Here is a 25444-nt window from a genome sequence, read left to right as displayed (position 1 = left end):
CCCAAATGATATTGAATCGCAAACGAAACAAGTTGCTTTTTGCGAACGATACCGGAGCGAAAACCAGGGTGCAGCAGGATTAACCTTCTTAACACATCAAGGCGTTGCCCTTTCCCTGCAGCCAGTGGGATGATTCGCAACTGATAAAAGTTCTCATCAAGGCTCGCCGTGCCCACCTCACTTCTCCTTGCCGAAGACGACCCACGCCTGCTTCAGGACCTGGACCGTCATTTCCGCACCCGCGGTTTCCAGGTGCACGCCTGCGCCAGCGGCACCCAGGCCCTGAATGCCATACAGCAATCGCAGTTCGAACTGGTGCTGCTGGACATCATGCTGCCAGGCATCGACGGCCTCAGCCTGCTCGACGCCCTGCGCCGCCAGCAGGCCGTGCCGGTCATGCTGATGTCGGCACTAGGGGCCGAGCAGGATCGCATCAGCGGCTTCACCCGTGGTGCAGACGACTACCTGCCCAAGCCCTTCAGCCTGGCAGAGCTGGACGCACGGGTAGATGCCTTGCTGCGTCGCGTGGCATTCGATCGTGGTACGGCGCTGCGTGCCGACGTGGGGGAGGTGATGCTGGACCACGACCGCCAGGACGTTATCCACAACGGCAACGCCGCTGGCCTTACCGCTTCCGAATTCCGTTTGCTGGTCACGCTGCTGGCACACTCCGACGAAGCGTTGAGCAAGCCCTTCCTGTACCAGACCGTGCTGCACAGGGCCTATACCCGACTGGACCGAGGCCTGGATGTGCATGTGTGCAACCTTCGCCGCAAACTGGCCGACATCAACGCCCAGCACCTGCAGATCCAGGCCGTGCGTGGCCAAGGGTACATCCTGGTCGACACGGAGCAGGCCTGATGCGTCGCCACCCGTTGCTGTGGAAACTGGCCTTGCTGCAAGTCAGCTTCTGCCTGTTGCTGATCTGGCTCATCTGGACCTGGGGCCTTTCGGTGGAACGCAGTACCTATTTTCTGTCCCAGGCCGACCAGGACTACCTGGCGCGTTATGCTCAAGAGGCCGAACAGGCGTGGGAGCAGGACGGCGCAGCCGGCACCGAAGCCTGGCGCAAGCAGGTGGCACTGGCCGAGGACACCTGGGTGGCCGTGATAGGCCCACACCTTCAGAGCCTTGGCACCACCCCGCTGAGCGCCGAGGAAGCCAGCCACCTGACATTCATGCGCAAGCTCGACTGGCCGATGAGCCGGCGCCTGCAGGATGAATTGCCATACGTCAGCATCGAATTTCCGCAACACCCCGAGCATGGCCGCCTGGTGCTGCAACTGCCCGAACGGCTGCTACCCACAGGCCTGACACCCTGGACCCATGTGGTGACTCATGGCGTTGCCCCCGCGCTGCTGGCCCTGCTGCTGGGCCTTGCGCTATACCGGCACCTTGTCGTGCCGCTGAACCGCCTGCGCGACCGCGCCGACGCCCTGCGGGCCGATGACCTGGACAGCCCCGCCCTGCCCCTGCAGCAACGCCGCGATGAGCTGGGTGAGCTGGCTCAGGCCTTCGAGCACATGGCCGGGCGCCTGCGCCAGAGCCTTGAGCAACAGCGCCTGCTGTTGCGCACGCTGTCTCACGAACTGCGCACGCCGCTGGCGCGGCTGCGCATCGCCCATGACAGCGACTTGCCACCGCCGCAGCTGCGCGAGCGCCTGGACCGTGAGGTGGCCGACATGCAGAAGCTGCTGGAAAACACCCTCGACCTGGCGTGGTTGGACACCGAACAACCCAGCCTGTCGACCGAGCCGGTATTGGTGCTTTCCGTGTGGGAAGCCTTGTGCGAGGACGTCTGTTTCGAAAGCGGCTGGGACCGTACGCGCCTGCCGTGCTCACTTGGCACCGACTGCCTGGTGCAGGCCCATCTGGACAGTCTTGCCCAGGCCCTGGAAAACCTGTTGCGCAATGCCATTCGCCACTCGCCGACCGAAGGCCGGGTCAGCCTTGATGGCTGGCGCGAGGGCGCATGCTGGCACCTGCGCCTGAGCGACCAAGGGCCAGGCGTACCGGATACCGACCTTGAGCGCATTTTCAAGCCCTACCAGCGCCTGGCCGACAGTGGCGCAGGTTTCGGCCTGGGCCTGGCTATCGCCCGCCGCGCCATCGAACTGCAAGGCGGGCGGTTGTGGGCCAGCAATGGGCACCCGGGCCTGTGCCTGCACATGACCTTGCCTGCGGCCTGAGACTGTTTAGAAAGTTAATGCGCTTTACGCTCGATCGGGACTGGTTATCATCTGGGCGCTCAAGCCTTGCGCTCCTTGCAAAGCCCTGACGAGACGCCCGATGAGCAAGAAGACCCTGATGCTGGCCTTGGCACTTGCCCTGGCGGCCCCTCTTGTCCTGGCCCAGCCCGAGCATGACCAGAAGATGGACACGTCGGTGTTACAGCGCCAGGACCTGGCCTATCACTTCAGCCAGCTTGATCTGGACTCGGCCGATGGCCTGCGTCACTACCGCCTGTGGGTTGGCAAGCCGAATCGTCCAGCGCCAGCATCGGGGTACCCGGTGCTGTGGATGCTCGATGGGAATGCTGCGCTGGGGACGCTGGATCAGCAGCAACTGGACAGGCTCGCCGCGGGCCAGGCGCCCCTGCTGGTGGCGGTGGGTTACCGGACCGAACTGCGCATCGACAGGGCCGGCCGCACGCTGGATTACACCCCGGCGCTGCCGGAGCAGGTGCAGCAGCGTGATCCGCTGACCGGCCAGCCCAGCGGCGGGGTCGATGCGTTCCTGAAGCTTCTGACCGGGCGCATGCGCACGATGGTGTCGGCTGTGGCGCCGATCGACCCGCAACGACAGACGCTGTGGGGGCACTCCTATGGTGGCCTGGCCGTGCTTCACGCACTGTTTACCCGCCCCGGCGCATTCAGCCTTTACGCTGCTGCCAGCCCGTCACTGTGGTGGCGCGATGGTGTGATTGTCCGGGAGGCGCAAGGGCTTCCCTCACGCCTTGGCGAGGCGCGCCCGCACCTGTTGCTGATGCGCGGCGGGCAGGAGCCCGCCAGCCCGCATGGTTCGCCGCACGAGAACGACGAGTTGCCTGCGCGCCAACTGGCGGCAGATCTGGCCGCGATCAAAGGCCTTGACGTGCGCTATGAGCGCTTCGAGGGTCTGGGGCATGGGCCCATGCTGGCCGCCTCCCTGCGCAGGGTGATCGAAGGCATGTCTGGCCAGTGACCAGCCCTGCGCCTGTCCGACTCAAGGTTGCGCGTACTTGAGCACGTACAGGCACAGCTCGCGGTAGACATCCACAGGCAGCTGCGACATCAGCTTCTGAGCCTGGCCGAGGGTTTTGCAATTGAGTTCGGCCATCGTCCGACGGTGTTTCGAACCCAGCAGGCCGGCATGCACCACCTGCGCATACTGAATATAGGAACAGGGGAAATCGGCCTGGGGACTGCGCTGGACCTTGAAGTCGATCTTCAGGTCTGCCCCGCGGAAGAATTCCCTGCCCTGGTAGGTCTGCTGGGGCACGAGGAGCCCTTTTTCAGGACAGGTGCTGTGACAGACCGGCAGGCTATTCCTGTCCGTCTCCAGGCCACGTCGATAGATCACGATTTCGGAACCCGGTACCTCGATACAGGCGTTTTCGAAAGCATCGATGATGGACCTGCCATTGATTTGCGCCTCTTCGATCTGCGTCAGGCTGACCACACGCTCGAGCTCATGATTGCCAACACTGTTGACCACACGGTCCAGGGTCGACCAGTGGCTGAATTCTTTCTGACACGCAATCAGATGGACCTCGCTCTGATAGCCCTTCTGGGCGGCATTAAGTGGAAAATCAGCGAAATGAGGGCTGTCTAGCGCGGTCTCCATGATGATGTTGTATTTGTTTTCCATCGCATACGAGCAAATCATTGCCCCCAGGCGCCAGATGAACGGCTCGGTATGCTCGTAGACATGCAGCACGCCTTTGTCTTCCATCGCCCGATAATGAGGGTGCAGTTCTCGAAAATGGGTTTCGTAAAGGCGCACATAATTGTCGTAGCGCCCGCTCTTCAACAGCGTTTTTTCCAACAGGTACGTCTTACCCGAGCCCTGTGCACCGGCAATGATGAGCATTTTGGGCTTGAGCACGCCGTCGACGTAGTCGCGTTTCTTGTCGAACAATGTGTCGACGACCTTTCTGAATGCGAGATGGAGATCGGTATCGGTAAAAGGATAGAGAGAGGACATGACGGTTCGTTTCCTAGGTTTGCCAATGTGACCATCACGAAGGTAAGCGCTGCGGCAAGTGCAAAGGGGTAGATGGTTACTGCTGCAAGTCTCGTCGAAGGTAGTAGAACCGCGGGTTGCCACTGGGGTGGCCCTGTGCTGTATGCTGGGTCGGTCTTCAGGGCGGGGTGTAAGTCCCCACCGGCGGTAAATCGAAAGATGAGCCCGCGAGCGCCCCGACCATGTCGGGGGTCAGCAGATCTGGTGCAACTCCAGAGCCGACGGTCATAGTCCGGATGAAAGAAGGCGTCATGCAGGGGCCATCCGGGCGCCCTTGCGCGCGCATTTTGTTCGCCCCGAGACGTTCATCGATCATTCACGAGGAGCGTTTCATGTTCACCCAGCACCACACGCAATTTCCCACTGTTTCCGCCGCCATCGCCGCCTTCCAGGCCGGGCGCCCTGTACTGTTGCTCGACGATGACGACCGCGAGGACGAAGCGGACATCATTGCCGCCGCCGAGAACATTACGCTGCAAACCATGGCCATGATGATTCGCGATTGCAGCGGCATCGTCTGCCTGTGCCTGGACGAAGCCACCGTCGACGAACTGCAACTGGCACCCATGGTGCAGAACAACCAGGCCCGCCACGGCACCGGTTTCACCGTCACCATCGAGGCGGCCGAAGGTATCACCACCGGGGTTAGCGCCCAGGACCGCATCACCACCATTGACGCAGCACTGCGTTCCAGCGCCGAACAGCGCCATATCGTCAGCCCGGGGCATGTTTTTCCGCTGCGCGCCCGCAATGGCGGTGTGCTGACCCGCCGTGGGCACACCGAAGGTTCGGTAGACCTGGCGCGCCTGGCCGGCCTGCGCCCGGCAGCGGTCTTGTGCGAGCTGATGAACCCCGATGGCAGCATGGCCCGTGGCGAGCAGGTGGCGGTATATGCACGGCAGTACAATTTGCCGGTGCTGACCATCGAGGAGCTGGCGCGGTACCGTGAGGCGATGCTGGAACGGGAAGCAGAGCCGGCCTGATCCACCGAACCGGGACGCTTTGCGGTCCTTGTGAGAGCGGCCCTTTCGCGACACAGGGCCGCTCCTCCATCGGTCTGTATCAGCCGATGCAGTTGCCGGAAGTTTGCTCCCCCCGCCCCGCTCTGCTAGTGTCGCGCCGTTCTGAATGCCACCGAGACAGTCGCCATGGCCCGCAAAAAAGCCTCCCTCGATTTCGAGCAATCCCTCGCAGACCTGCAAGCACTGGTCGAGCGCCTGGAGAACGGCGAGTTGTCGCTGGAAGAGTCGCTGGCCGCCTTTGAACAAGGCATCGCCCTGACCCGTGACTGCCAGGGCGCCCTGGCCCAGGCCGAACAGAAGGTGCAAATTCTGCTGGAGCGCGACGGTGAACTGGCTGCCCAGCCCTTCGACGCGGAGCCGGAAGCATGATTGGCACCTACCAGGCCAGTTGCCAGGCCCGAGTCGACGCAGCCCTCGAACCGCTGTTCATCGCCCCGAGCAAAGAGCTGGAACGCCTCTACGCCGCCATGCGCTACAGCGTGATGAACGGCGGCAAACGCGTGCGCCCGCTGTTGGCCTATGCGGCCTGCGAAGCCTTGGGCGCCCCGGCCGAACAAGCCAACGGCGCAGCCTGCGCGGTAGAGCTGATCCATGCTTACTCGCTGGTGCATGACGACCTCCCGGCCATGGACGACGACGACCTGCGTCGCGGCCAGCCGACCACCCACAAGGCGTTTGACGAAGCGTGCGCAATCCTCGCGGGCGACGGTTTGCAGAGCCTGGCTTTCAGTGCCCTGCTCGACCCATGCCTGAGCCCTCAGATCGACAGCATTCGCCTGGCCATGGTTCAGGTACTGGCCAAAGCTGCCGGCCCGGCCGGCATGGTTGGCGGCCAGGCGATCGATCTCGGTTCGGTGGGCCAGAAGCTGGACCAGCAGGCGCTGGAGTTCATGCACCGGCACAAGACCGGCGCGCTGATCGAAGCCAGCGTACGCCTCGGCGCCCTGGCCAGTGCCCGTGCCGAACCGGCGCAGCTGGATGCCCTGCAGACTTATGCACAGGCCATTGGCCTTGCATTCCAGGTGCAGGACGACATCCTCGACGTGGAAAGCGACACTGCTACCTTGGGCAAACGCCAAGGTGCAGACATAGCGCGTGACAAACCGACCTACCCGGCCCTGCTGGGCCTGGAAGCCGCCAAAGCCTATGCAATCGAACTGCGCGACCAGGCGCTGGCTGCACTGCAAGGGTTCGGCGAAACGGCCGAACCGCTGCGGGCCTTGGCGCGTTACATCGTCGAACGCCGTAACTAAACAGCTTCACCGATCCCTGTAGGAGCGGGTTACCCGCGAATGCGATCTTGAATTTGCCGACGCATTCGCGGGTAAACCCGCCCCCACAGGGGACCGCGTAACCTGTGGTCGAATGGGCACTTTTCCCACAATGGGGTAAACTGCCGCGTCTTCACACACCTATAACGACTCGCCTGATGCCCACGACGTTTCAAGAGATCCCCCGCGAACGCCCGGTCACGCCGTTGCTCGACCGCGCTGACACGCCTGCCGGCCTGCGCCGGTTGGCCGAAGCCGACCTGGAGACGCTGGCCGACGAACTGCGCCAGGAACTGCTCTACACCGTCGGGCAGACCGGTGGGCACTTTGGTGCCGGTCTGGGCGTGATCGAGCTGACCATCGCCCTGCACTACGTGTTCGACACCCCGGACGACCGGCTGGTGTGGGACGTAGGGCACCAGGCCTACCCGCACAAGATCCTCACCGGGCGTCGTAACCGCATGCTCAGCCTGCGCCAGAAGGACGGCATCGCGGCCTTCCCGCGCCGCAGCGAAAGCGAGTACGACACCTTTGGCGTTGGCCACTCCAGCACCTCGATCAGCGCCGCGCTGGGCATGGCCATTGCTGCCCGTCTGCAGAACAGCGCACGCAAGTCGATCGCGGTGATCGGTGATGGCGCGCTGACCGCCGGCATGGCGTTCGAGGCGTTGAACCACGCCCAGGAAGTCAATGCCGACATGCTGGTGATCCTCAACGACAACGACATGTCGATTTCGCGCAACGTCGGCGGCCTGTCCAACTACCTGGCCAAGATCCTCTCCAGCCGCACCTACGCGAGCATGCGCGAAGGCAGCAAGAAAGTGCTGTCGCGACTGCCAGGCGCCTGGGAAATTGCCCGTCGCACCGAGGAATACGCCAAGGGCATGCTGGTGCCAGGCACGCTGTTCGAAGAACTGGGCTGGAACTATATCGGCCCGATCGACGGCCACGACCTGCCCACCATGATCGCCACCCTGCGCAACATGCGTGACCTGAAAGGTCCGCAGTTCCTGCATGTGGTGACCAAGAAGGGCAAAGGCTTCGCCCCTGCCGAGATTGACCCGATCGGCTACCACGCCATCACCAAGCTGGAGCCGGCCGACAAGCCAGCTGCGCCGAAGAAAGCCAGCGGTCCGAAATACTCCGCAGTGTTCGGCCAGTGGCTGTGCGACATGGCCGCCGCCGACAACCGCCTGGTGGGCATTACCCCGGCAATGAAGGAAGGCTCGGACCTGGTCGACTTCAGCGAGCGCTACCCTGAGCGCTACTTCGACGTTGCGATCGCAGAGCAGCATGCCGTGACCCTGGCGGCCGGCATGGCCTGCGAGGGCAGCAAGCCGGTGGTGGCGATCTACTCCACCTTCCTGCAGCGCGCCTACGACCAGCTGATCCACGACGTGGCGGTGCAGAACCTCGACGTGCTGTTCGCCATCGACCGCGCCGGCCTGGTCGGCGAGGACGGCCCGACCCACGCCGGCAGCTACGACCTGTCGTACCTGCGCTGCATCCCGGGCATGCTGGTGATGACCCCTAGCGACGAGAACGAACTGCGCAAGATGCTCAGCACCGGCCACCTGTACAACGGTCCGGCCGCTGTACGGTACCCGCGTGGTACCGGCCCGAATGCGCCGATCAGCGGTGACCTGCAACCACTGGAGATCGGCAAGGGTGTGGTCCGCCGCCAAGGCGAGAAAGTGGCCTTGCTGGTGTTCGGCGTACAACTGGCCGAGGCCATGCAAGTGGCCGAACAGATCAACGCCACGGTGGTCGACATGCGCTTCGTCAAGCCGCTGGACGAGGCGCTGGTGCTGGAGCTGGCAGGCAGCCATGAACTGCTGGTAACCATTGAAGAAAACGCCATCATGGGTGGCGCGGGCGCTGCGGTGGGTGAGTTCCTTGCCAGCCAGGCAGTGCTCAAGCCGCTTCTGCACCTGGGGCTGCCGGATATCTATGTCGAGCATGCCAAGCCTGCGCAAATGCTGGCTGAGTGTGGGCTGGATGCGGCCGGCATCGAGGCTTCGGTGAAGGCCCGCATGGTCAAGCTCGGGCTCTAGGGCGCTTTCGCGGGTGAACCCGCTCCTACGACGGCCTGCGCCGAATCACCGGTGCGTTTTCCACCACCGTGGTAGGAGCGGGTTTACCCGCGAATACGGTAGCGGCGGCAACGCTGAACGGCGGTGGAAATTGGCCAGCAGGCCCGGCCCTTTCGCGGGTGAACCCGCTCCTACCTGCGCCCGATCACCGATGTGTGCTCACTGTAGGAGCGGGTTTACCCGCGAATACGGTAGCGCCGGCAACGGTGAACGGCGGGTGGAGATTGGCCAGCAGGCCCTTTCGCGGGTAAACCCGCTCCTACGGGGACAGCACAGTGCTGTGGAAACCCTTTGGAACTGCCCATGAAAAAGTTTGCCTGTGCCACGATTCTCTGTACCCCTACATTCCTTCTGGCCGCTGAGCGCGACGACGCCCTCAAACTCCCCGACGTGCTGATCAGCGCCAGCCGCCAGGTCGAATCGCGTACCGCCACCAGCGCTGCCAACACGGTCTTCACCCGCACCGACATCGACCGCCTGCAACCCACCAGCGTTACCGACCTGCTCTCCCGCGTGCCGGGCGTGCAAGTGGCACCTACCGGTGGCCGTGGCAGCCTGCCGGGCATCTTTATCCGTGGCACCAAGGCCGCGCAAAGCCTGGTGCTGGTCGATGGCGTGCGCATCGCCAATGCCACCTCGGGCGACAGCGGCCTGCAGTTTCTGGACATCGACCAGATCGAGCGCATCGAAGTACTGCGCGGCTCGCGCTCAGCGGTGTACGGCAGCGATGCCATTGGCGGGGTGATCCAGATCTTCACCCGACGCAGCAGTGGCCCCGGTCTGCAGCCACGCCTGCGCATGGCCGCCGGCAGCAACCAGACATTCCAACGCAGCCTGGGGCTTTCTGGCGGCAACGACACGACCCGCTTCAACCTTGGCGCCAGCCTGGACGAAACTGCCGGCATCGACTCGACCGGGCCATCCTTCGCCAGCGATGGTGACCACGACGCCTACCGCAACAAGGCCCTGAACCTGAGCCTGAGCCACACCTTCGGTGAGCGCTTCGAGGCCGGCCTGAACGTGCTCGACAGCCGTGGGCGCAGCGAGTACGACAACCCGTTCGGCGGCTTCGACCCCGTTACCTTCGAGAGCTTCGGTCAACAACCCTACACCGACTTCAGCGTCAGCAGCCTGGGCAGTTACGTTGACGTTCAGGTCACCGAAACCTGGCATTCACGCCTTGAACTGGCCCATGGCGAGAACCGAGACGACAAACGCGACAAGCTCAGCGCTGAGCGCTTCGTTTTCAACACCTACCGCGATCAGGCTACCTGGCAGAACGACCTGGCCCTCGGCGAACAGAACACCATACTGATCGGTGGCGACTGGTACGAAGACCGCGTACACGGCAGTACCGACTTCACTGAGGACAGCCGCTGGAACCGTGCCGTGTTCGCCCAGCACCGCTACCAGGGCGAGCAGATTTCCACTGAGCTGGGGGTGCGCCATGACCGCAACCAACAGTTTGGTGGCCAGACCACCTGGAGCGGCAGCCTGACCGTACCGCTGAACGCGCACAACGATGTGCTGCTGTCCTACAGCGAAGGCTTCCGCGCGCCAACATTCAACGACCTGTATTACCCACAGTTCAGCAACCCGAACCTGGACCCAGAGCACTCCAGAAGCTACGAGCTGCAATGGCGCAGCCAGCTGACTGCAGAGAGCCGGCTGGAGGCTTCGCTGTACCGCACCGACCTGCGCGACGCGATCATCTTTGGCCAGGACTCGATACCCCGCAACGTCGCCTCGGCACGAATCAATGGCGTGGAAATGGCGCTGGCGCAGCAATGGGGCGCCTGGCACAGCCAGCTTGGCCTGGCGCTGATCGACCCACGCGACCGCGACACTGGCCACACCCTCGCCCGCCGCGCCCGCCGCACCTTGAGCCTGGATCTGGACCGTGAGTTCGGGCGTTTCAGCGTGGGTGCCAGCTGGCAGGCGGTCAGCAGCAGTTATGACGATGAGGCCAACCGTAACCGCATCGGTGGCTATGGCCTGCTAGGTTTGCGCGGCAGTTGGGCGGCTAGCGACGAACTGAAACTCGAAGCCAAGCTGGATAACCTGCTGGACCGCAGCTACAGCCGCGCCCTTTACAGCTACGAGGGTGCGTATCACCGTTACCGCGAAGAGGGCCGCACTGTGCTCTTCAGCGTTACCTGGACACCGGCGCTTTAGCGTCCAGCAACGCACACAAGCGAGCGGTGGCTTCGATCATCTGTCCGCTGGGGCGCTCCAGCCCTTTGTCCGGCACCACCAGCAGGCGCCCATCAGCCACCGCTCGAATTTGCGGCCAGGCCTTCCAGCTGGCCAGTTGCGCCTCATCAGTTGCCAGGATGACCTGCGGATTACGCAGCAGCACGGACTCCACATTCACCTGTGGCGCCGGCTGGCCAAGGTCGGCGAACACATTGCGCGCCCCGCACACGGCCAGGGCGTCGGTCACGACCTGCCGGCCACCGAGCGTGTACAACGGCCGATCCCAGACTTGATAAAACACCTGCAAGGGTTCGTCACGCCGATACTGCTGGCGCAGCTGCTGCAGCCGCTCACGCAGGGCTCGCGCGTATGAATGGCCTTGCTCGGCACGCCCGATACGCCCGGCAATGGCCTCTATCTGCTCGATCAGCTGGCTGATGTCGTGGGGTTCGGCGCTGAAGGTGGCGATACCCAGGCGCTTGAGTTGGTCGCGCTGGGCCGGTGGCACACTGCCTGGCCACAGCAGCAACAGGTCGGGGCGCAGGCTGAGCAGGCGCTCCATGTCCAGTTGCCCTTGGCGCCCGACCGAAGGCAAGTGGCGCAGCGCAGCCGGCCTTTCGCCACCGTCGAGCACGCCCACCAGCAGGTCGTCTGCCTGCAGCTCAAGCATGATCTCGCTCATCGAGGGGGCCAGACTGACGACACGCAGCGGTTCTGCAGCCAGTACAGTGCAGGCGAACAACGCCAGCAGGCCAGGTAGCAGTCGCATCAGCCCAGCTGGCGCGGTATGCGATAGAGGTACAGCACTACAACGGTAGACAATGCGAGGAGGATCTGCGGCACTGCCTCCAGACCGACCAGCACCGACAGTGCGGCGACCCAAGCCGGGAAGCAGGCATACAGCATGGCCATGCGCCGCACCCGCGCCAGTTCGATCCAGGCAGCGGCTTCTTCGCCCGTGCCGAGCACCTTTGAGGTGGCAATAAGTGCGCGCTTGTAGGCACCGAAGCGCGGCAGGCTGAGGAACATGGTGGCCGCACCGGCGATGAACAGTGGCATGGCCAACACCGGGATCAGTGCATCACCGCCCCCAAAGGCCCAAGCCATGACTGGCAGCGGCACCAGGCCCACCGCCAGGTACTGCCACCAGGCCAGCGCCAGGCGCCGCTTGACCTCGGCGCGAGTCACGCCTGGGGCACCTCGCCCTGGTGTTCGTTGCCCAGCATGTGGCCCAACTTGCCGGCCTTCGTCGCCAGGTAGTAGCGGTTGTGCGGGTTATGCCCGGTGTGCAGCGGCACACGCTCGGCAACCACGATGTTCATGTCGGTCAGGGCTTTGACCTTGCGCGGATTGTTGGTCATCAGACGCAGCGACTTCACGCCCAGGTGCTCGAGCATCGGCAGGCATATGGCGTAGTCACGCTGGTCGGCAGCGAAGCCCAGGCGTTCGTTGGCTTCGACGGTGTCGGCGCCACCATCCTGCAGCTCGTAGGCGCGGATCTTGTTCAGCAGGCCGATGCCACGGCCTTCCTGACGCAGGTACAACAGCACCCCACGGCCTTCGCGGGCGATGGCCTGCAGCGCGGCTTCCAGCTGCGAGCCGCAGTCGCAGCGCTGGCTGAACAGTGCATCGCCGGTCAGACACTCGGAATGCAGGCGCCCCAGTACCGGCTCGCCGTCCGCGATATCACCCAGGCTGAGCACCACATGCTCACGGCCTGTGGCTTCGTCGAGAAAGCCATGCATGGTGAAGGTCGCGAAGGGCGTCGGGAGTTTAGAGGCGGCAACAAAGACGACGGGCACGTTGTGCTCCTGGAATAAGTAGGAAATTTCTCGTGGGCCGATTGTATCAGCAGGTTGGGGGATGTGGGCTGGCTGTATACGGTGGCTTAAGATCGAAAAGTTCGATACTTATTAAAAAGCCATCGCTCAATCACAAGCCCGCTGCCACAGGGGGCCGCGATGTACCTTGGTGTATTCAGTCTCAGTGCGGGTGACTACCCGCGTTGAACGGATAGGGCTGTTTCCAGTGCTCGAAAATCGGTTTCAGTTCGCCGCTACGCACCAGCTCCTTCATGCGCTTGTCGAACAGGTCGCACAGGGCCTTGGCCTGGTCGTTACGGGCAAAAGCCAGGTACAACGGCAACTCGGCCACGTGGGTACGGCGGAAGCGCTCAGGCTGGGAGGCTTGCCCTAGCACGTAGTCGACCTCGGTCAGTGCGTCGATGTAGTAGTCCACCCGGTCATGCTCGAGCATCGGCAAAATGCCCTCGCGACGCTGGATTTCGCGGAATTCACGCACATTGGGCAAGTAGCTGCCGTAATCATAACCACGCACCCAAGCCAACCGGTACTTGCCGATGGTATCCAGGGTAGGCGCAGGTTTGCTGGCCAGCCCCAGGGCATAGATGTGGTCCATGTCGAAGTGCCAGCGCGGGTACAGGTTGTCGTCGTTCTCTTCCTTGTACGAGCCAACCCAGGCATCAGCCTCGCCGCGCTTGACCAGGCCAACCGCCCGGCTGTAGGGCGCGCTCTGGGTAACCACCTCGACGCCGGCCGGCTCGAACACTTTGCGCAGCACATCCCAGGCCACCCCGGTACCGTCGGCATTGGTGTAGTCGAGCCACTCCTCGCTAACCAGATGGATCTGTTTCGGGATACCCTCGGCAGCCGTTACCCACGGGGCAATACTCAGCAGTATTGCCAGCAGTACAGTCCTTACGGCCATTCACGCACTCCCTGTTTCAGGCAACCGCCCACACCAGAACCTGCATGCCCAACCAGGCAAACACCCCGGCCAGGATATCGTCGAGCATGATGCCGACGCCCCCGTGCACATGGCGATCGATCCAGCGGATCGGCCACGGCTTGAGGATGTCGAAGAAGCGGAACATCAGGAACCCTGCCAACAGCCACTGCCAGCCCTCCGGCACCAGCCAGAGGGTGATCCACATGCCGACAATCTCGTCCCAGACAATGCCTTCATGGTCGTGTACACGCAAGTCATTGGCAACTTTGCCGCACAACCAGAAGCCAAACAGCATGCTCACGCCGAGCAACAGCCAGTATCCCCAGTCGGGCAACATCTGCCAAAGCGGGATAAACGGTATGGCCACCAGCGAGCCCCAGGTACCTGGCGCCTTGGGCAAGGTGCCAGAACCGAAGCCAAAAGCGATGAAGTGCCACGGGTTGCGCCAGACCGAAGGCGGAACGAACTCCGCAGGCACCTGGTTGGGGTGATCGGTCACGGTCTCTCCCTAAAGTGTTGATAGCCCCGCTGGACGGGGGTTATGTCCTGGCCCTGTGCGTCGCGCAAGGTAACGCCTTGCCCTTCGAGCACACGACCGACGGTATGCACTTCGATAAAATCGAAGGCTGCCAAGGGCGCCAGCGCCTCGGATGGCAAGGTGAAGGCCAGTACGTAATCGTCGCCACCGGTAAGCGCCGCCTGCACGGCTGCTTCACGGCCGAGGAAGGCCTCCAGAGCAGGAGACACTGGCACTTGCGCCAGGTTCACCTCCAACGCGACACCGGATGCCTTGGCAATATGCCCACAGTCGGCGAGCAGCCCGTCGGAGATGTCCAGCGCCGCCGTGGCCCGGCCACGCAGCAGGGCACCGAGGGTGAGCTGCGGCATCGGTGACCAGTAATGGGCCAGCAGCGGCTCGGCCTGCGCGGCAGGCGCCTCGCGCTCGCCCAGCACCAAGGGCAAGGCACCGGCGGCCTTGCCCAGCGAACCGCCGACACACAACAGGTCACCCGGCCTTGCACCGCTGCGGCGCAAGGCCTGGCCAGCCGGCACGCGGCCGAACACGGTGACGGTGATACTCAAGGGGCCGCGCGTCGTGTCACCACCGATCAGGCTCATGCGGCAACGGTGGGCCATGCGACCAAGGCCGTCGGCATAGGCCGCCAGCCAGTCCGGGCCAACGTCAGGGAGGGTCAGTGCGAGGGTAAAGCCGATTGCGGTCGCGCCCATGGCTGCCAAGTCACTGGCCGCCACAGCCAACGATCGCTGGCCAAGCAGCAACGGATCGCAAACAGCAGGAAAGTGCACCCCGGCGACCAGGGTGTCGGTCGACACCGCCAGTTGCTCACCGGGGGGAAGGTCCAGCAGGGCACAGTCGTCGCCGATACCCAGCGCCACGCCCTCGCCACCCTGCGCACAGGGCGCAGCGGCGAAGTAATGGTTGATCAGCTCGAACTCACCCATGACCAGGCAGCGCCAGGATCAGCGCTTGTTCGCCTTGACTTCTGCTTCACGCAGCGCCGGGGCTAGCTTGTCGAGCACGCCGTTGACGAACTTGTGGCCGTCAGTGGCACCGAAGACCTTGGCCAGCTCCACGCCTTCGTTGATCACGACGCGGTACGGCACGTCGACGCGTTTGATCAGCTCCCAGGTGGACAGGCGCAGCACGGCCAGCTCGACCGGGTCGAGCTCTTCCAGTGCGATGGTCATGCAAGGCACCAGCGCTTTGTCGATTTCGCCCTTGATTGCCGGGACCCCATGCAGGATCTCGCGGAAATAGGCACCGTCGACATCGGTGAAATCGTTATCCACCCGGAACTGCGCTTCGATCTCGTTCAGCGAATGCTGGGCCATGTGCCACTGGTAGAGGGCCTGGGTCGCGAGCTTGCGGGCTTCGCGGCGCTTGGCGCTCTTCGAGGGCTTGCCGGCATCCGCAGGTTTTGGATCGCGCGGGTTGAAACGATCGCTTTCGTCGCTAATCACTTGGCCTCCAACTGCGCCAGCAGGCTGACCATTTCCAGTGCGGACAGGGCAGCTTCAGCACCTTTGTTGCCGGCTTTGGTGCCAGAACGCTCGATGGCTTGCTCGATGGAGTCGACGGTCAGTACGCCGAAGGCCACCGGAACACCGAACTCCATGGACACCTGGGCCAGGCCCTTGGTGCACTCGCCCGCCACGTATTCGAAGTGCGGGGTACCGCCACGGATCACGGCGCCCAGGGCGATGATCGCGTCGTAGGCGCCTTGCTGGGCGACCTTCTGTGCCACCAGCGGGATCTCGAATGCACCCGGGGCACGGATGATGGTGATGTCGCTTTCGCTGACACCGTGGCGTACCAGGGCATCAACGGCACCGCTTACCAGGCTTTCGACAACGAAGCTGTTGAAGCGGCCAACCACCAAAGCATAGCGACCTTTGGGGGCGATGAAGGTACCTTCGATGGTCTTCAGGGTCATTCCGATATTCTCATCTTCAAGAGCGAGGCCGCATACAAGCGGCCTCGACAGGGGTCTGGACTCGAGCAGAGGGCGTCAATGCCGCCTCAAGTCACTCGGAGGGCACGTATTCTACAACTTCCAGATCGAATCCGGATATCGCGTTGAACTTCATCGGCGAACTCATCAGGCGCATCTTGCGCACACCGAGGTCGCGCAGGATCTGCGAACCGGCCCCCACAGTGCTGTAGGTAGTCGGTGCCTTGGCCGGTGCATCGCCCGCGCTTTCGCGGATGTGCGCCAGCAGCACGTCGCCGTCCAGCGGGTGCCCCAGCAGCAGCACCACGCCACTGCCGGCTTCGGCCACTGCGGCCATGGCCGCGCGCAGGCTCCAGCGGCCTGGCTGCTTGACCAGCAGCAGGTCACGCAGTGGGTCCATATTGTGTACCCGTACCAAGGTCGGCTCTTCGGCGCAGATCTTGCCCAGGGTCAAGGCCATGTGCACGTCGCCTTCGACCGCGTCACGGTAGGTGACCAGGTTGAACTCACCCAGCTCGCTCTCCACCGATTGCTCGGAAACACGCTGCACGGTGCGCTCGTGGATCATGCGGTAGTGGATCAGGTCGGCAATGGTGCCGATCTTCAGGCCGTGCTCGGCGGCGAACACTTCCAGTTCGGCGCGGCGCGACATGGTGCCGTCGTCGTTCATCACTTCGCAGATCACGCCGCTTGGCTCGAAACCGGCCATGCGCGCCAGGTCACAGGCGGCTTCGGTGTGGCCGGCACGCGCCAGCGTACCGCCTGGCTGGGCCATCAGCGGGAAGATGTGGCCAGGGCTGACAATGTCTTCGGCCTTGGCGTCCTTCGCAGCAGCAGCCTGCACAGTGCGTGCGCGGTCGGCGGCGGAAATACCGGTAGTGACACCCTCGGCGGCCTCGATCGACACGGTGAACTTGGTGCCGAAGCCCGAGCCGTTGCGCGGCGCCATCAACGGCAGCTTCAGCGTTTCGCAACGCTCGCGGGTCATCGGCATGCAGATCAGGCCACGGGCATGCTTGGCCATGAAGTTGATGTGCTCAGGCTGGCAGCATTCGGCCGCCATGATGATGTCGCCTTCGTTCTCGCGGTCTTCGTCATCCATCAGGATGACCATTTTGCCCTGGCGGATGTCTTCGACCAGTTCTTCGATGCTGTTGAGCGCCACGCGGCACCCCCTTCTCAATCAGGATTTCAAGAAGCCATTGGCGGCCAGGAAGCTTTCGGTAATGCCACTGCCCTTGCTCGGTTCGGCGGCCTTGTCACCCAGCAGCAAGCGCTCCAGGTAACGGGCCAGCAGGTCGACCTCAAGGTTTACCCGACGCCCTGCACGGTAATCGGCCATGATGGTTTCGGACAGAGTGTGCGGGACAATGGTCAGCTCGAACTCGGCGCCATTGACCTCATTGACCGTCAGGCTGGTGCCGTCGACGGTGATCGAACCCTTGTGGGCGATGTACTTGGCCAGTTCCTTCGGTGCACGCACGCGGAACTGGATGGCGCGGGCGTTATCGCTGCGCGAAATGATTTCGCCAACCCCGTCGACGTGGCCGCTGACCAGGTGCCCGCCCAGGCGGGTGGTGGGGGTCAGGGCTTTTTCCAGGTTGACCTTGCTGCCGCTCTTGAGGTCGATGAAGGCGGTGCGCTTGAGGGTTTCGACGCTGACATCGGCCCAAAAGCCGTCGCCCGGCAGTTCTACGGCCGTGAGGCATACACCGTTGACGGCGATGCTGTCGCCGAGCTTGACGTCCCCCAGGTCGAGCTTGCCGGTTTCTACGTAGACGCGCACGTCTCCACCCTTGGGGGTCAGGCTGCGGATGGTGCCGATGGATTCGATGATGCCGGTGAACATGGGGTCTTCCTCAAAAACGGTTTGCGCGGGGCAAGCCCGGCATTATACGCCGGGTGCTGGCAGGGGGATGGCCGTGACCCGCCAGTCATCGCCCACTGCGCGCATTTCGGTAATTTTCAGCCGTGGTGCTTCGCTCATCTTGTCCATCGGCCAGTCCAGCAGCGGCCGGGCCTGAGAGCCGAGGAAGGTGCCAGCGACGAACAGCTGGTACTCGTCGACCAGGCCTTGCCGTGCAAAGGCACCGACCAGGCCGGCACCGGCTTCCAGCAGGACTTCGTTGACGCCGCGGGCAGCCAGGGCGCGAAGCAGCGCCGCCAGGTCGACCTGGCCATTGTCGCCCGGCAAGCTGAGCAATTCGTGGCCGGCAGCGGCATAGCGCGGGTCATCTGCGACAGCAGTCACCACCAGCGCTGGGCCCGCCTGGAAGAACGGCGCCGCCAGTGGCAGGCGCAGGCGGCCATCGACCAGCACCCGCAAGGGTGTGCGGCTGAGTGCCAGGGCGGCTGTTTCGGCATCCAGGCCCAGCTCGGCGCCACGCACGGTCATGCGTGCGTTGTCTGCCAGCACGCTGGCGGCGCTGGTCAGCACCACGCTGGAGCGGGCGCGCAAGCGCTGCACGGCTGAGCGCGCGGCCGGCCCGGTGATCCACTGGCTTTCACCACTGGCCATGGCCGTGCGGCCGTCCAGGCTCATGGCCAGCTTGGCGCGAACGAACGGCAGGCCGTGCTCCATGCGCTTGAGGAAGCCTGGGTTGAGGGCGCGGGCCTCGGCTTCGAGCACTCCGCTGGCCACTTCGATTCCGGCTTCGGCCAGGCGCCGCAGGCCCTGTCCCGCCACTTGCGGGTTAGGGTCCTGCATGGCGGCTACGACACGCGTCACGCCGGCCTTGACCAGTGCCTCGGCACACGGTGGCGTACGGCCATGATGGCTGCATGGTTCCAGGGTGACGTAGGCACAAGCACCGCGGGCAAGTTCACCGGCCTGGCGCAGGGCATGCACTTCGGCATGAGGCTCGCCGGCGCGAACGTGCCAACCTTCGCCAACCACTTCACCATCACGCACGATCACGCAGCCTACGCGCGGGTTCGGGTGGGTGGTGTACAGGCCTTTACGCGCCAGCTCCAGCGCGCGGGCCATGTAGTGGGCGTCGAGAATGGCAGCTTGGCTGGGCATGTTCACTCTTTAGCTGGCTCACGGGCCAGGCGGTCGATTTCTTCGCGGAACTCGTCGAGGTCCTGGAAGCGCCGGTACACCGAAGCAAAGCGGATATAGGCCACTTCATCGAGTTTGCGCAACTCGGCCATGACCATTTCACCGACCACCAACGATTTGACTTCGCGCTCGCCTGTGGCACGCAACCGGCTCTTGATGTGCGCCAGCGCAGCTTCCAGGCGCTCGACGCTGACCGGACGCTTTTCCAGGGCCCGTTGCATACCAGCGCGCAGCTTTTCTTCGTCGAAGGGCTGGCGCGTGCCGTCCTGCTTGATCAGCCGGGGCAGCACCAGCTCGGCGGTTTCGAAGGTGGTGAAGCGCTCGCCGCAGGCCACGCATTCACGGCGGCGGCGCACCTGCTCGCCCTCGGCGACGAGGCGAGAGTCGATGACCTTGGTGTCGTTGGCACCGCAAAAGGGACAGTGCATGGTGGCAGGCAACAAAAAAAGGGAGGGCCATGGTAGCGCATTGCACTGGCAAGACAAGCCAAAGGGGTTAACATCCATGGGAAATATGCCCGTGAAGGACTCCCCCATGCACTACCGAGCGCTCGTCGTGCTGTGCTGCGCCGCTCTGCTTGCCGCCTGCGGCAGCGACAGGCCAAAGACCGACAACCCAGTGCCCGCGCCAGCCCCTTCGGCCAAGGCCGAAGTACTGGGCCCGCTGCCGGCCTACCAGCGCGAGCTGAGCGGCACCTTGCTGGAAATTCCGGCGGGTGCCGAGGTGGAACTGGCCTTGCTGGTGATCGACGAACGCGACCGCCCGCAGCGCCTGCTGGCCAGCAGTAATCTGACCGGTACCGGCCAGGCACTGCCCTACCACCTGCGCTTCAACCCCGAAGCCTTCCCGCCCGGTGCCCGGGTCGAACTGCGTGGCCGCGCCAGCAACTCCGGCCAGCTGATCATGCACCTGCCCCCGGTGCGCATTACCCAAGCACAAACCCAGGCCACCGGCCCGCTGCGTTTCGAGAAGGCGCCTTAAGTGATGCCGCTGGCTCTGCAACAGGCCCTCAGCGGCCTGATCGGCGAAGCACGCCTGATCGTCAGCGAACTGCCCGACTGTGACCTGAAGCTATGGCTGATCGACGACCAGAACATGGATCGCGCCTTCAGCAGCGAAGAAACCCGGCGCATTCTTGAAGAACCTCCCTATTGGAGCTTCTGCTGGGCCAGCGGGCTGGCAATGGCCCGCTACCTGGCCGAACGCCCGGAGTGGGTGGCGAGCAAGCGCGTGCTGGACTTTGGCGCCGGCTCTGGTATCGCCGGCATTGCTGCTGCACGCGCCGGTGCACGGGAAGTGGTGGCCTGCGACCTCGACCCGCTGGCCCTCGATGCCTGCCGTGCGAATGCAGCACTGAACGGGGTGACATTACGCTACAGCAACGATTTTTTTGCCGAGGAAGACCGCTTCGACCTGATCCTGGTTGCCGATGTGCTGTACGACCGCGCCAACCTGCCGCTGCTGGATGCCTTCCTGAGCCGCGGTCGGCAGGCCTTGGTGGCCGACTCGCGGGTACGTGACTTTCACCACCCGTTGTACCAGCAATTGGGCGTGCTCGAAGCACTGACCCTGCCGGACCTGGCCGAGCCACACGAATTCCGCCGGGTCAGCCTGTACCACGCCAGCCGCGACACCTTATAGTGGTGCCATACACGAGTTTGCGAGAGTCGCGATGACCCAAGACACGCCTTACATTTTCGACGCCACCGATACCAACTTCCAGCAACTGGTGATCGAGAACTCCTTCCACAAGCCAGTGCTGGTGGACTTCTGGGCCGAGTGGTGCGCGCCGTGCAAGGCGCTGATGCCATTGCTGGCAAAGATTGCCGAGGGTTACCAGGGCGAACTGCTGCTGGCCAAGATCAACTGCGACGTGGAGCAACAGGTGGTTGCCCAGTTCGGCATCCGTAGCCTGCCGACAGTGGTGCTGTTCAAGGACGGTCAGCCGGTGGACGGTTTTGCCGGGGCGCAACCGGAGTCGGCGATCCGCGCCATGCTCGAGCCGCATGTACAAATGCCAGCCGCGCCCACCGCCTCGCCACTGGAGCAGGCAAAGGCGCTGTTTGCCGAAAGCCGTTTTGCCGAAACCGAAGCGCTGTTGCAGGCGCTGCTGGGTGAGGACAACAGCAATGTCGAGGCGCTGATCCTGTATGCCCGCTGCCTGGCCGAGCGTGGCGAGCTGGGCGAAGCGCAAGTGGTGCTGGATGCGGTCAAGACTGACGAACACAAAGCTGCACTGGCCGGTGCCAAGGCCCAGCTGACCTTCCTGCGCCAGGCTGCCAGCCTGCCGGAAGTGGCAGACCTTAAAAGCCGTCTGGCGCAGAACCCGCAAGACGACGAGGCGGCTTATCAGCTGAGCATTCAGCAACTGGCGCGCCAGCAGTATGAGGCGGCGCTGGAGGGGCTGCTGAAGCTGTTCCAGCGTAACCGTGGCTACGAGAACGGGCTGCCGCAGAAGGCGCTGTTGCAGGTGTTCGAATTGCTGGGTGGCGATCACCCGCTGGTTGGTGTTTATCGTCGCAAGCTGTCGGCGGCGATGTTCTGAGTGACCTTGAAGCCTGCGCTGGACCTGTGAGAGCGGGCATGCCCGCGAGGAACCAGCGCAGTGAAGGCACCGGCTCTGCCGGTGTTCGCGGGTAAACCCGCTCCTACAGGCGAGCGCGCAGGCTTGGCTCCAACAGCGAAAACAGCACTCACCCCACCCAGTGATACATCGGCGCATCCACGCCACTTTCTACCTTTACCTCACTGCTGTGCCGCAAGCGCACCAGCAACCGTTTACCCGCCGCCGTACTCCCCGCCAACCCTTCCAGCCGGTCCAGCAATTCCGGCCCGCTCATCTGTCCTGCCAGACGCAACACATCACGCGCCGCAGCCCACTGACCGTCATCTTGGCGCGGTGCGACCACCGCAGCTGTCGCGGCCGCCTGGAGTACCATCGGCACCTCGGTCTGCCGCCCCAGTTGCGCCCACTCTTCAGGCGTCAGCTCGATGGTCAGGTCCACCGGCCAATCACCAATCTGTCCACGAATTCTCATGATGCATTCCTTGAGCCCAAATCAATGCAGCCATGCTACCGCAACATGAAACATGCGCCACACAGGCTGGCGGCACGCTGAGAAGTTGTTATAACATAACTCGATCTTTCAGCCCGCTCCGGAGTCGTCCATGCGTCGCCTGCTGCTCGCCCTGCCCTTCGCTTTGCTGCCACTGGCCGTGGCCCATGCTCACGATGACCATGATCATGACCATGCCCACGGCTCCCTCGGCGCCCACGAGCATGGCGTAGCCAAGCTCAACGCAGTGCTCGATGGCAATACCTTGGAACTGGAACTGGACAGCCCGGCAATGAACCTGGTCGGCTTCGAGCATGCCGCCAGCAGCGATGCCGACAAGGCCAAAGTCGCCGCCGTGCGCCAGCAACTTGAACAACCACTAAAGCTGTTCGGCCTTTCCGCCGCCGCAGGCTGCAAGGAAGACCAGCAGGCACTGGAAAGCCCTCTCTTCGGTGACGCCTCCAAGGCCGACGACGAGGGTGACGAGCACGAGCACGGCCATCAGCACAGCGACATCGGCGCCCATTATCAGCTGACTTGCGCCAACCCCGACAAACTGACAGAGCTGGACCTGGCGCCGCTGTTCAAGGCCTTCCCCGCCACCCAGAAAATCAACGTGCAACTGATCGGCCCCAATGGCCAGAAAGGCGTGGAAACCACGCCGGCCAAGGCAACGGTCGCCTTCTGAATGAACCAGCCGTTGATCGATCTGCATGACCTGATGTTCGCCTGGCCAGGTCACCCGCCGCTGCTGGATATTCCGTCATTACGCCTGGACGCTGGTGAAGCGCTGTTTCTCAAGGGCCCCAGCGGCAGTGGCAAGACGACCTTGCTGGGCCTGCTGGGCGGGGTGAACGTGCCGGTCCAGGGCCGCATCCAGTTGCTCGGTCAGGACCTTGGCAGCCTGAGCCAGGGCGCCCGCGACCGCTTTCGGGTCGATCACACCGGGTATATCTTCCAGCAGTTCAACCTGCTGCCGTTCCTCTCGGTACGTGAAAACGTCGAGCTGCCCTGCCGCTTCTCGCGCAGCCGCAAGGCCCGCGCCGAGCAGCGCCATGGCAGTGTTGACCAGGCGGCCAGCACGCTGCTGACCCACCTGGGCCTGGGTGACCCTGCCATGCTCGCCCGCCGCGCCGACAGCCTGTCGATCGGCCAGCAGCAACGGGTCGCCGCCGCCCGCGCACTGATCGGCCAGCCTGAGCTGGTGATTGCCGACGAACCGACCTCGGCACTGGATGCAGACACCCGTGAAGCGTTCATCCGCCTGCTGTTCGATGAGTGCCGTGCCGCCGGTGCCAGCTTGTTGTTCGTCAGCCACGACCAGAGCCTGGCACCGCTGTTCGACCGCCACCTGTCGCTTGCCGAACTGAACCGCGCCGCCAAGCCCCGGGAGGCCTGATGTACCTGCTCCGCCTTGCCTTGGCCAGCCTGGCCAACCGCCGCTTCACGGCGTTTCTGACCGCCTTTGCCATTGCCCTGTCGGTGTGCCTGCTGCTGGCTGTCGAGCGGGTCCGTACCGAAGCCCGTGCCAGCTTCGCCAGCACCATCAGCGGCACCGACCTGATTGTCGGTGCCCGCTCCGGCTCGGTAAACCTGCTGCTGTATTCGGTGTTCCGCATTGGCAACGCGACCAACAACATCCGCTGGGACAGCTTCCAGCACTATGCACAGGACCCACGGGTGAAGTGGGCAATCCCGATCTCGCTGGGCGACTCGCACCGCAGTTACAGAGTGATGGGTACCACCACGGATTACTTCAGCCATTACCAGTACGGTCGCCGCCAGCACCTGGAACTGAGCCAGGGGCGTACGTTCGCCAACGACCCGTTCGAAGTGGTGCTCGGCGCCGAAGTGGCCGAGGCATTGCACTACAAGCTGGGTGACAAGCTGGTGCTGGCCCACGGTGTGGCCGCAATCAGCCTGGTCAAGCACGACGACAAGCCGTTTACCGTGGTCGGCGTACTCAAGCGCACCGGCACACCCGTCGACCGCACCCTGCATATCAGCCTGGGCGGCATGGAAGCGATCCATATCGACTGGCACAACGGCGTACCCGCCCGTGGCGCCGGCCGCATCAGCGCCGAGCAGGCCCGTACCATGGACCTGCAACCAGCCGCCATCACTGCGTTCATGCTTGGCCTTAACAGCAAGATCGCAACCTTCAGTTTGCAGCGAGAGATCAACGAGTACCGCAGCGAGCCGTTGCTGGCGATCCTGCCAGGGGTTGCCCTGCAGGAGCTGTGGAGCCTGATGGGCACTGCAGAACAGGCATTGTTCGTGGTGTCACTGTTCGTGGTGCTGACCGGTTTGATCGGCATGCTCACGGCGATTCTCACCAGCCTCAACGAACGCCGCCGAGAGATGGCGATCTTGCGTTCGGTCGGGGCCCGGCCTTGGCATATTGCGGGGTTGCTGGTACTGGAAGCACTGTCACTGGCCTCGGTCGGGATCGTGGCCGGGCTTGGCTTGCTATATGCGGGTATCGCCCTGGCACAGGGGTATGTGCAGGCCAACTATGGTTTGTACTTGCCACTGGCTATGCCGAGTACCCATGAATGGACCTTGCTGGCTATCATCCTGGGGGCCGCGTTGCTGATGGGCAGCGTGCCGGCGTGGCGGGCTTACCGGCAATCGCTGGCCGACGGCCTGTCCATACACCTCTGAGTGCGCGTAATGATCAAACACCTCACCGCCTGCTTCGCGGGCACGCCCGCTCCCACAGGGAGCCCCACAGGCTTCGGANCCCGCGAAGAGGCCGGCAATGCACATGCTGCTGGCCTTGCTGTTGCTGGTAGCGATGCCTCTATGGGCCGCCGAACCCAAGGAGCTGGACTGGCCCGCCCTGATCCCCGAAGGCGCCCCGGTCATCCCGCCGCAACTCACCCCGCTGCACGACATGTCACAGCTCAGCAACGCCCTGTCTGCCGAATCCGCCCCACCCGCGCGCCAACAGGCGCCCGATGCGCCAGTGGTAAAAAGCCTCGACGGCCAACAGGTCAAACTACCCGGCTACATCGTGCCACTGGAGGTCAGCGAAGAAGGCCGCACCACCGAATTCCTGCTGGTCCCTTACTATGGCGCGTGCATCCACGTGCCGCCGCCACCGCCGAACCAGATCGTGCACATTTTCAGCGAGATGGGCGTGCGCGTCGAAGACCTCTACCAGCCCTACTGGATCGAGGGAAAGATGCAGGTTAGAGCTTCCAGCAGCGAGTTGGCCGACGCCGGCTACCAGATGGAAGCCGAGAAAATCTACGCTTATGAGCTGAGATGAGAACTGTTTCGAATTCGTGAAGACG

Annotated in this window: 29 protein-coding genes and 1 riboswitch; of the genes, 15 read left to right on the top strand and 14 right to left on the bottom strand. The window is 63.7% G+C overall.

Annotated features, from left to right (window positions below):
• The first annotated feature begins 168 nt into the window (after nt 1-168).
• The 3 genes from ACTJJN_RS17740 to ACTJJN_RS17730 all read left to right on the top strand — a co-directional run bounded on the left by ACTJJN_RS17740 (nt 169) and on the right by ACTJJN_RS17730 (nt 3183).
• On the top strand, nt 169-861 hold the full coding sequence (locus tag ACTJJN_RS17740) for a response regulator transcription factor (RefSeq protein ID WP_440781466.1): 693 nt from the start codon (nt 169-171) through the stop codon (nt 859-861).
• Nucleotides 861-2189, top strand: a complete 1329-nt coding sequence (locus ACTJJN_RS17735; protein WP_440781465.1) for a HAMP domain-containing sensor histidine kinase — start codon at nt 861-863, stop codon at nt 2187-2189. The genes ACTJJN_RS17740 and ACTJJN_RS17735 overlap by 1 nt, the downstream gene beginning before the upstream one ends.
• A 100-nt stretch (nt 2190-2289) precedes the next feature.
• The gene (locus tag ACTJJN_RS17730) at nt 2290-3183 is read left to right on the top strand and encodes an alpha/beta hydrolase (protein ID WP_014755184.1); all 894 of its coding nucleotides are present in this window, start codon (nt 2290-2292) and stop codon (nt 3181-3183) included.
• 21 nt (nt 3184-3204) lie between these two features.
• On the opposite strand, the gene ACTJJN_RS17725 is transcribed toward ACTJJN_RS17730, so the two are convergent.
• Complete coding sequence (locus ACTJJN_RS17725; RefSeq protein WP_014755183.1) at nt 3205-4185, bottom strand: zeta toxin family protein; 981 nt, start codon at nt 4183-4185, stop codon at nt 3205-3207.
• Between the two features lie 149 nt (nt 4186-4334).
• Nucleotides 4335-4476: riboswitch (FMN riboswitch) on the top strand.
• An 80-nt stretch (nt 4477-4556) separates the two neighbouring features.
• Here ACTJJN_RS17725 and ribB point away from each other — a divergent pair.
• From ribB to ACTJJN_RS17700, 5 genes are all read left to right on the top strand, one after another.
• Complete coding sequence (gene ribB / locus ACTJJN_RS17720; RefSeq protein ID WP_003255379.1) at nt 4557-5207, top strand: 3,4-dihydroxy-2-butanone-4-phosphate synthase; 651 nt, start codon at nt 4557-4559, stop codon at nt 5205-5207.
• A 165-nt stretch (nt 5208-5372) separates the two neighbouring features.
• Nucleotides 5373-5615 (top strand): exodeoxyribonuclease VII small subunit, encoded by a 243-nt coding sequence (locus tag ACTJJN_RS17715; protein WP_003255380.1) that lies wholly within the window; start codon nt 5373-5375, stop codon nt 5613-5615.
• Nucleotides 5612-6499 (top strand): (2E,6E)-farnesyl diphosphate synthase, encoded by an 888-nt coding sequence (ispA, locus tag ACTJJN_RS17710; protein ID WP_004577210.1) that lies wholly within the window; start codon nt 5612-5614, stop codon nt 6497-6499. Before ACTJJN_RS17715 ends, ispA begins: the two co-directional genes overlap by 4 nt.
• Nucleotides 6500-6675: 176 nt before the next feature.
• Nucleotides 6676-8571 carry a 1-deoxy-D-xylulose-5-phosphate synthase gene (gene dxs, locus ACTJJN_RS17705; protein WP_003255384.1) on the top strand — a complete coding sequence of 632 codons (1896 nt, stop codon included), beginning with the start codon at nt 6676-6678 and terminating at the stop codon, nt 8569-8571.
• A gap of 342 nt (nt 8572-8913) precedes the next feature.
• The gene (locus ACTJJN_RS17700) at nt 8914-10785 is read left to right on the top strand and encodes a TonB-dependent receptor domain-containing protein (protein WP_017148066.1); all 1872 of its coding nucleotides are present in this window, start codon (nt 8914-8916) and stop codon (nt 10783-10785) included.
• On the opposite strand, the gene ACTJJN_RS17695 is transcribed toward ACTJJN_RS17700, so the two are convergent.
• From ACTJJN_RS17695 to nrdR, 12 genes are all read right to left on the bottom strand, one after another.
• Nucleotides 10763-11575 carry a cobalamin-binding protein gene (locus tag ACTJJN_RS17695; RefSeq protein ID WP_014755180.1) on the bottom strand — a complete coding sequence of 271 codons (813 nt, stop codon included), beginning with the start codon at nt 11573-11575 and terminating at the stop codon, nt 10763-10765. The two genes, ACTJJN_RS17700 and ACTJJN_RS17695, sit on opposite strands and share 23 nt — an antisense overlap.
• Entirely contained in the window at nt 11575-11994 is a 420-nt protein-coding gene (locus tag ACTJJN_RS17690) for a hypothetical protein (RefSeq protein ID WP_003255388.1), read from the bottom strand. The genes ACTJJN_RS17695 and ACTJJN_RS17690 overlap by 1 nt, the downstream gene beginning before the upstream one ends.
• Nucleotides 11991-12608 carry a GTP cyclohydrolase II gene (ribA, locus tag ACTJJN_RS17685; RefSeq protein ID WP_017148065.1) on the bottom strand — a complete coding sequence of 206 codons (618 nt, stop codon included), beginning with the start codon at nt 12606-12608 and terminating at the stop codon, nt 11991-11993. Before ribA ends, ACTJJN_RS17690 begins: the two co-directional genes overlap by 4 nt.
• A 181-nt stretch (nt 12609-12789) precedes the next feature.
• Nucleotides 12790-13533, bottom strand: coding sequence for a substrate-binding periplasmic protein (locus tag ACTJJN_RS17680; protein ID WP_014755178.1), 744 nt, complete (start codon nt 13531-13533; stop codon nt 12790-12792).
• 16 nt (nt 13534-13549) lie between these two features.
• Complete coding sequence (locus tag ACTJJN_RS17675; protein ID WP_003255391.1) at nt 13550-14053, bottom strand: phosphatidylglycerophosphatase A family protein; 504 nt, start codon at nt 14051-14053, stop codon at nt 13550-13552.
• Entirely contained in the window at nt 14050-15018 is a 969-nt protein-coding gene (thiL, locus tag ACTJJN_RS17670) for a thiamine-phosphate kinase (RefSeq protein WP_014755177.1), read from the bottom strand. The genes ACTJJN_RS17675 and thiL overlap by 4 nt, the downstream gene beginning before the upstream one ends.
• An 18-nt stretch (nt 15019-15036) precedes the next feature.
• Nucleotides 15037-15537: a transcription antitermination factor NusB gene (nusB, locus tag ACTJJN_RS17665; protein ID WP_003255393.1), complete on the bottom strand. Its 501-nt coding sequence runs from the start codon at nt 15535-15537 to the stop codon at nt 15037-15039.
• Nucleotides 15534-16010: a 6,7-dimethyl-8-ribityllumazine synthase gene (gene ribH / locus ACTJJN_RS17660; RefSeq protein WP_003255395.1), complete on the bottom strand. Its 477-nt coding sequence runs from the start codon at nt 16008-16010 to the stop codon at nt 15534-15536. Before ribH ends, nusB begins: the two co-directional genes overlap by 4 nt.
• 91 nt (nt 16011-16101) lie before the next feature.
• Entirely contained in the window at nt 16102-17193 is a 1092-nt protein-coding gene (gene ribBA, locus ACTJJN_RS17655) for a bifunctional 3,4-dihydroxy-2-butanone-4-phosphate synthase/GTP cyclohydrolase II (RefSeq protein WP_003255398.1), read from the bottom strand.
• An 18-nt stretch (nt 17194-17211) separates the two neighbouring features.
• Nucleotides 17212-17877 (bottom strand): riboflavin synthase, encoded by a 666-nt coding sequence (locus ACTJJN_RS17650; RefSeq protein WP_003255399.1) that lies wholly within the window; start codon nt 17875-17877, stop codon nt 17212-17214.
• A gap of 42 nt (nt 17878-17919) precedes the next feature.
• Nucleotides 17920-19050, bottom strand: coding sequence for a bifunctional diaminohydroxyphosphoribosylaminopyrimidine deaminase/5-amino-6-(5-phosphoribosylamino)uracil reductase RibD (gene ribD / locus ACTJJN_RS17645; protein WP_017148064.1), 1131 nt, complete (start codon nt 19048-19050; stop codon nt 17920-17922).
• 2 nt (nt 19051-19052) lie between these two features.
• Nucleotides 19053-19517 (bottom strand): transcriptional regulator NrdR, encoded by a 465-nt coding sequence (gene nrdR / locus ACTJJN_RS17640; protein WP_003255402.1) that lies wholly within the window; start codon nt 19515-19517, stop codon nt 19053-19055.
• A 106-nt stretch (nt 19518-19623) separates the two neighbouring features.
• On the opposite strand from nrdR, the gene ACTJJN_RS17635 reads away from it, so the two are divergent.
• From ACTJJN_RS17635 to trxA, 3 genes are read left to right on the top strand one after another with little or no spacing between them, the layout of a single operon-like run.
• A complete protein-coding gene (locus ACTJJN_RS17635) occupies nt 19624-20070 on the top strand; it encodes a YbaY family lipoprotein (RefSeq protein WP_003255404.1) in 447 nt (148 codons plus the stop codon).
• Between the two features lie 3 nt (nt 20071-20073).
• The gene (locus tag ACTJJN_RS17630) at nt 20074-20730 is read left to right on the top strand and encodes a class I SAM-dependent methyltransferase (protein WP_014755174.1); all 657 of its coding nucleotides are present in this window, start codon (nt 20074-20076) and stop codon (nt 20728-20730) included.
• 31 nt (nt 20731-20761) lie between these two features.
• Nucleotides 20762-21634: a thioredoxin gene (trxA, locus tag ACTJJN_RS17625; protein ID WP_014755173.1), complete on the top strand. Its 873-nt coding sequence runs from the start codon at nt 20762-20764 to the stop codon at nt 21632-21634.
• 148 nt (nt 21635-21782) lie between these two features.
• Here the strand turns inward: trxA and ACTJJN_RS17620 are convergent, their stop codons facing one another.
• Nucleotides 21783-22127, bottom strand: a complete 345-nt coding sequence (locus ACTJJN_RS17620; protein WP_014755172.1) for a hypothetical protein — start codon at nt 22125-22127, stop codon at nt 21783-21785.
• A 130-nt stretch (nt 22128-22257) separates the two neighbouring features.
• Here ACTJJN_RS17620 and ACTJJN_RS17615 point away from each other — a divergent pair, with 130 nt between their 5' ends.
• The 4 genes from ACTJJN_RS17615 to ACTJJN_RS17600 all read left to right on the top strand — a co-directional run bounded on the left by ACTJJN_RS17615 (nt 22258) and on the right by ACTJJN_RS17600 (nt 25419).
• Complete coding sequence (locus ACTJJN_RS17615; protein ID WP_014755171.1) at nt 22258-22833, top strand: DUF2796 domain-containing protein; 576 nt, start codon at nt 22258-22260, stop codon at nt 22831-22833.
• Entirely contained in the window at nt 22834-23544 is a 711-nt protein-coding gene (locus ACTJJN_RS17610; protein WP_014755170.1) for an ABC transporter ATP-binding protein, read from the top strand.
• The gene (locus ACTJJN_RS17605; protein ID WP_014755169.1) at nt 23544-24809 is read left to right on the top strand and encodes an ABC transporter permease; all 1266 of its coding nucleotides are present in this window, start codon (nt 23544-23546) and stop codon (nt 24807-24809) included. Before ACTJJN_RS17610 ends, ACTJJN_RS17605 begins: the two co-directional genes overlap by 1 nt.
• A 97-nt stretch (nt 24810-24906) precedes the next feature.
• A complete protein-coding gene (locus ACTJJN_RS17600) occupies nt 24907-25419 on the top strand; it encodes a DUF3299 domain-containing protein (protein ID WP_014755168.1) in 513 nt (170 codons plus the stop codon).
• Nucleotides 25420-25444 lie beyond the last annotated feature (25 nt).

Source organism: Pseudomonas sp. 22515 (assembly GCF_052044625.1).
In the GTDB taxonomy this organism is placed as follows: Bacteria; Pseudomonadota; Gammaproteobacteria; order Pseudomonadales; family Pseudomonadaceae; genus Aquipseudomonas; species Aquipseudomonas alloputida.
Note: the sequence above shows the minus strand (reverse complement) of the source record. Positions and strands in the feature narration are given on the sequence as shown.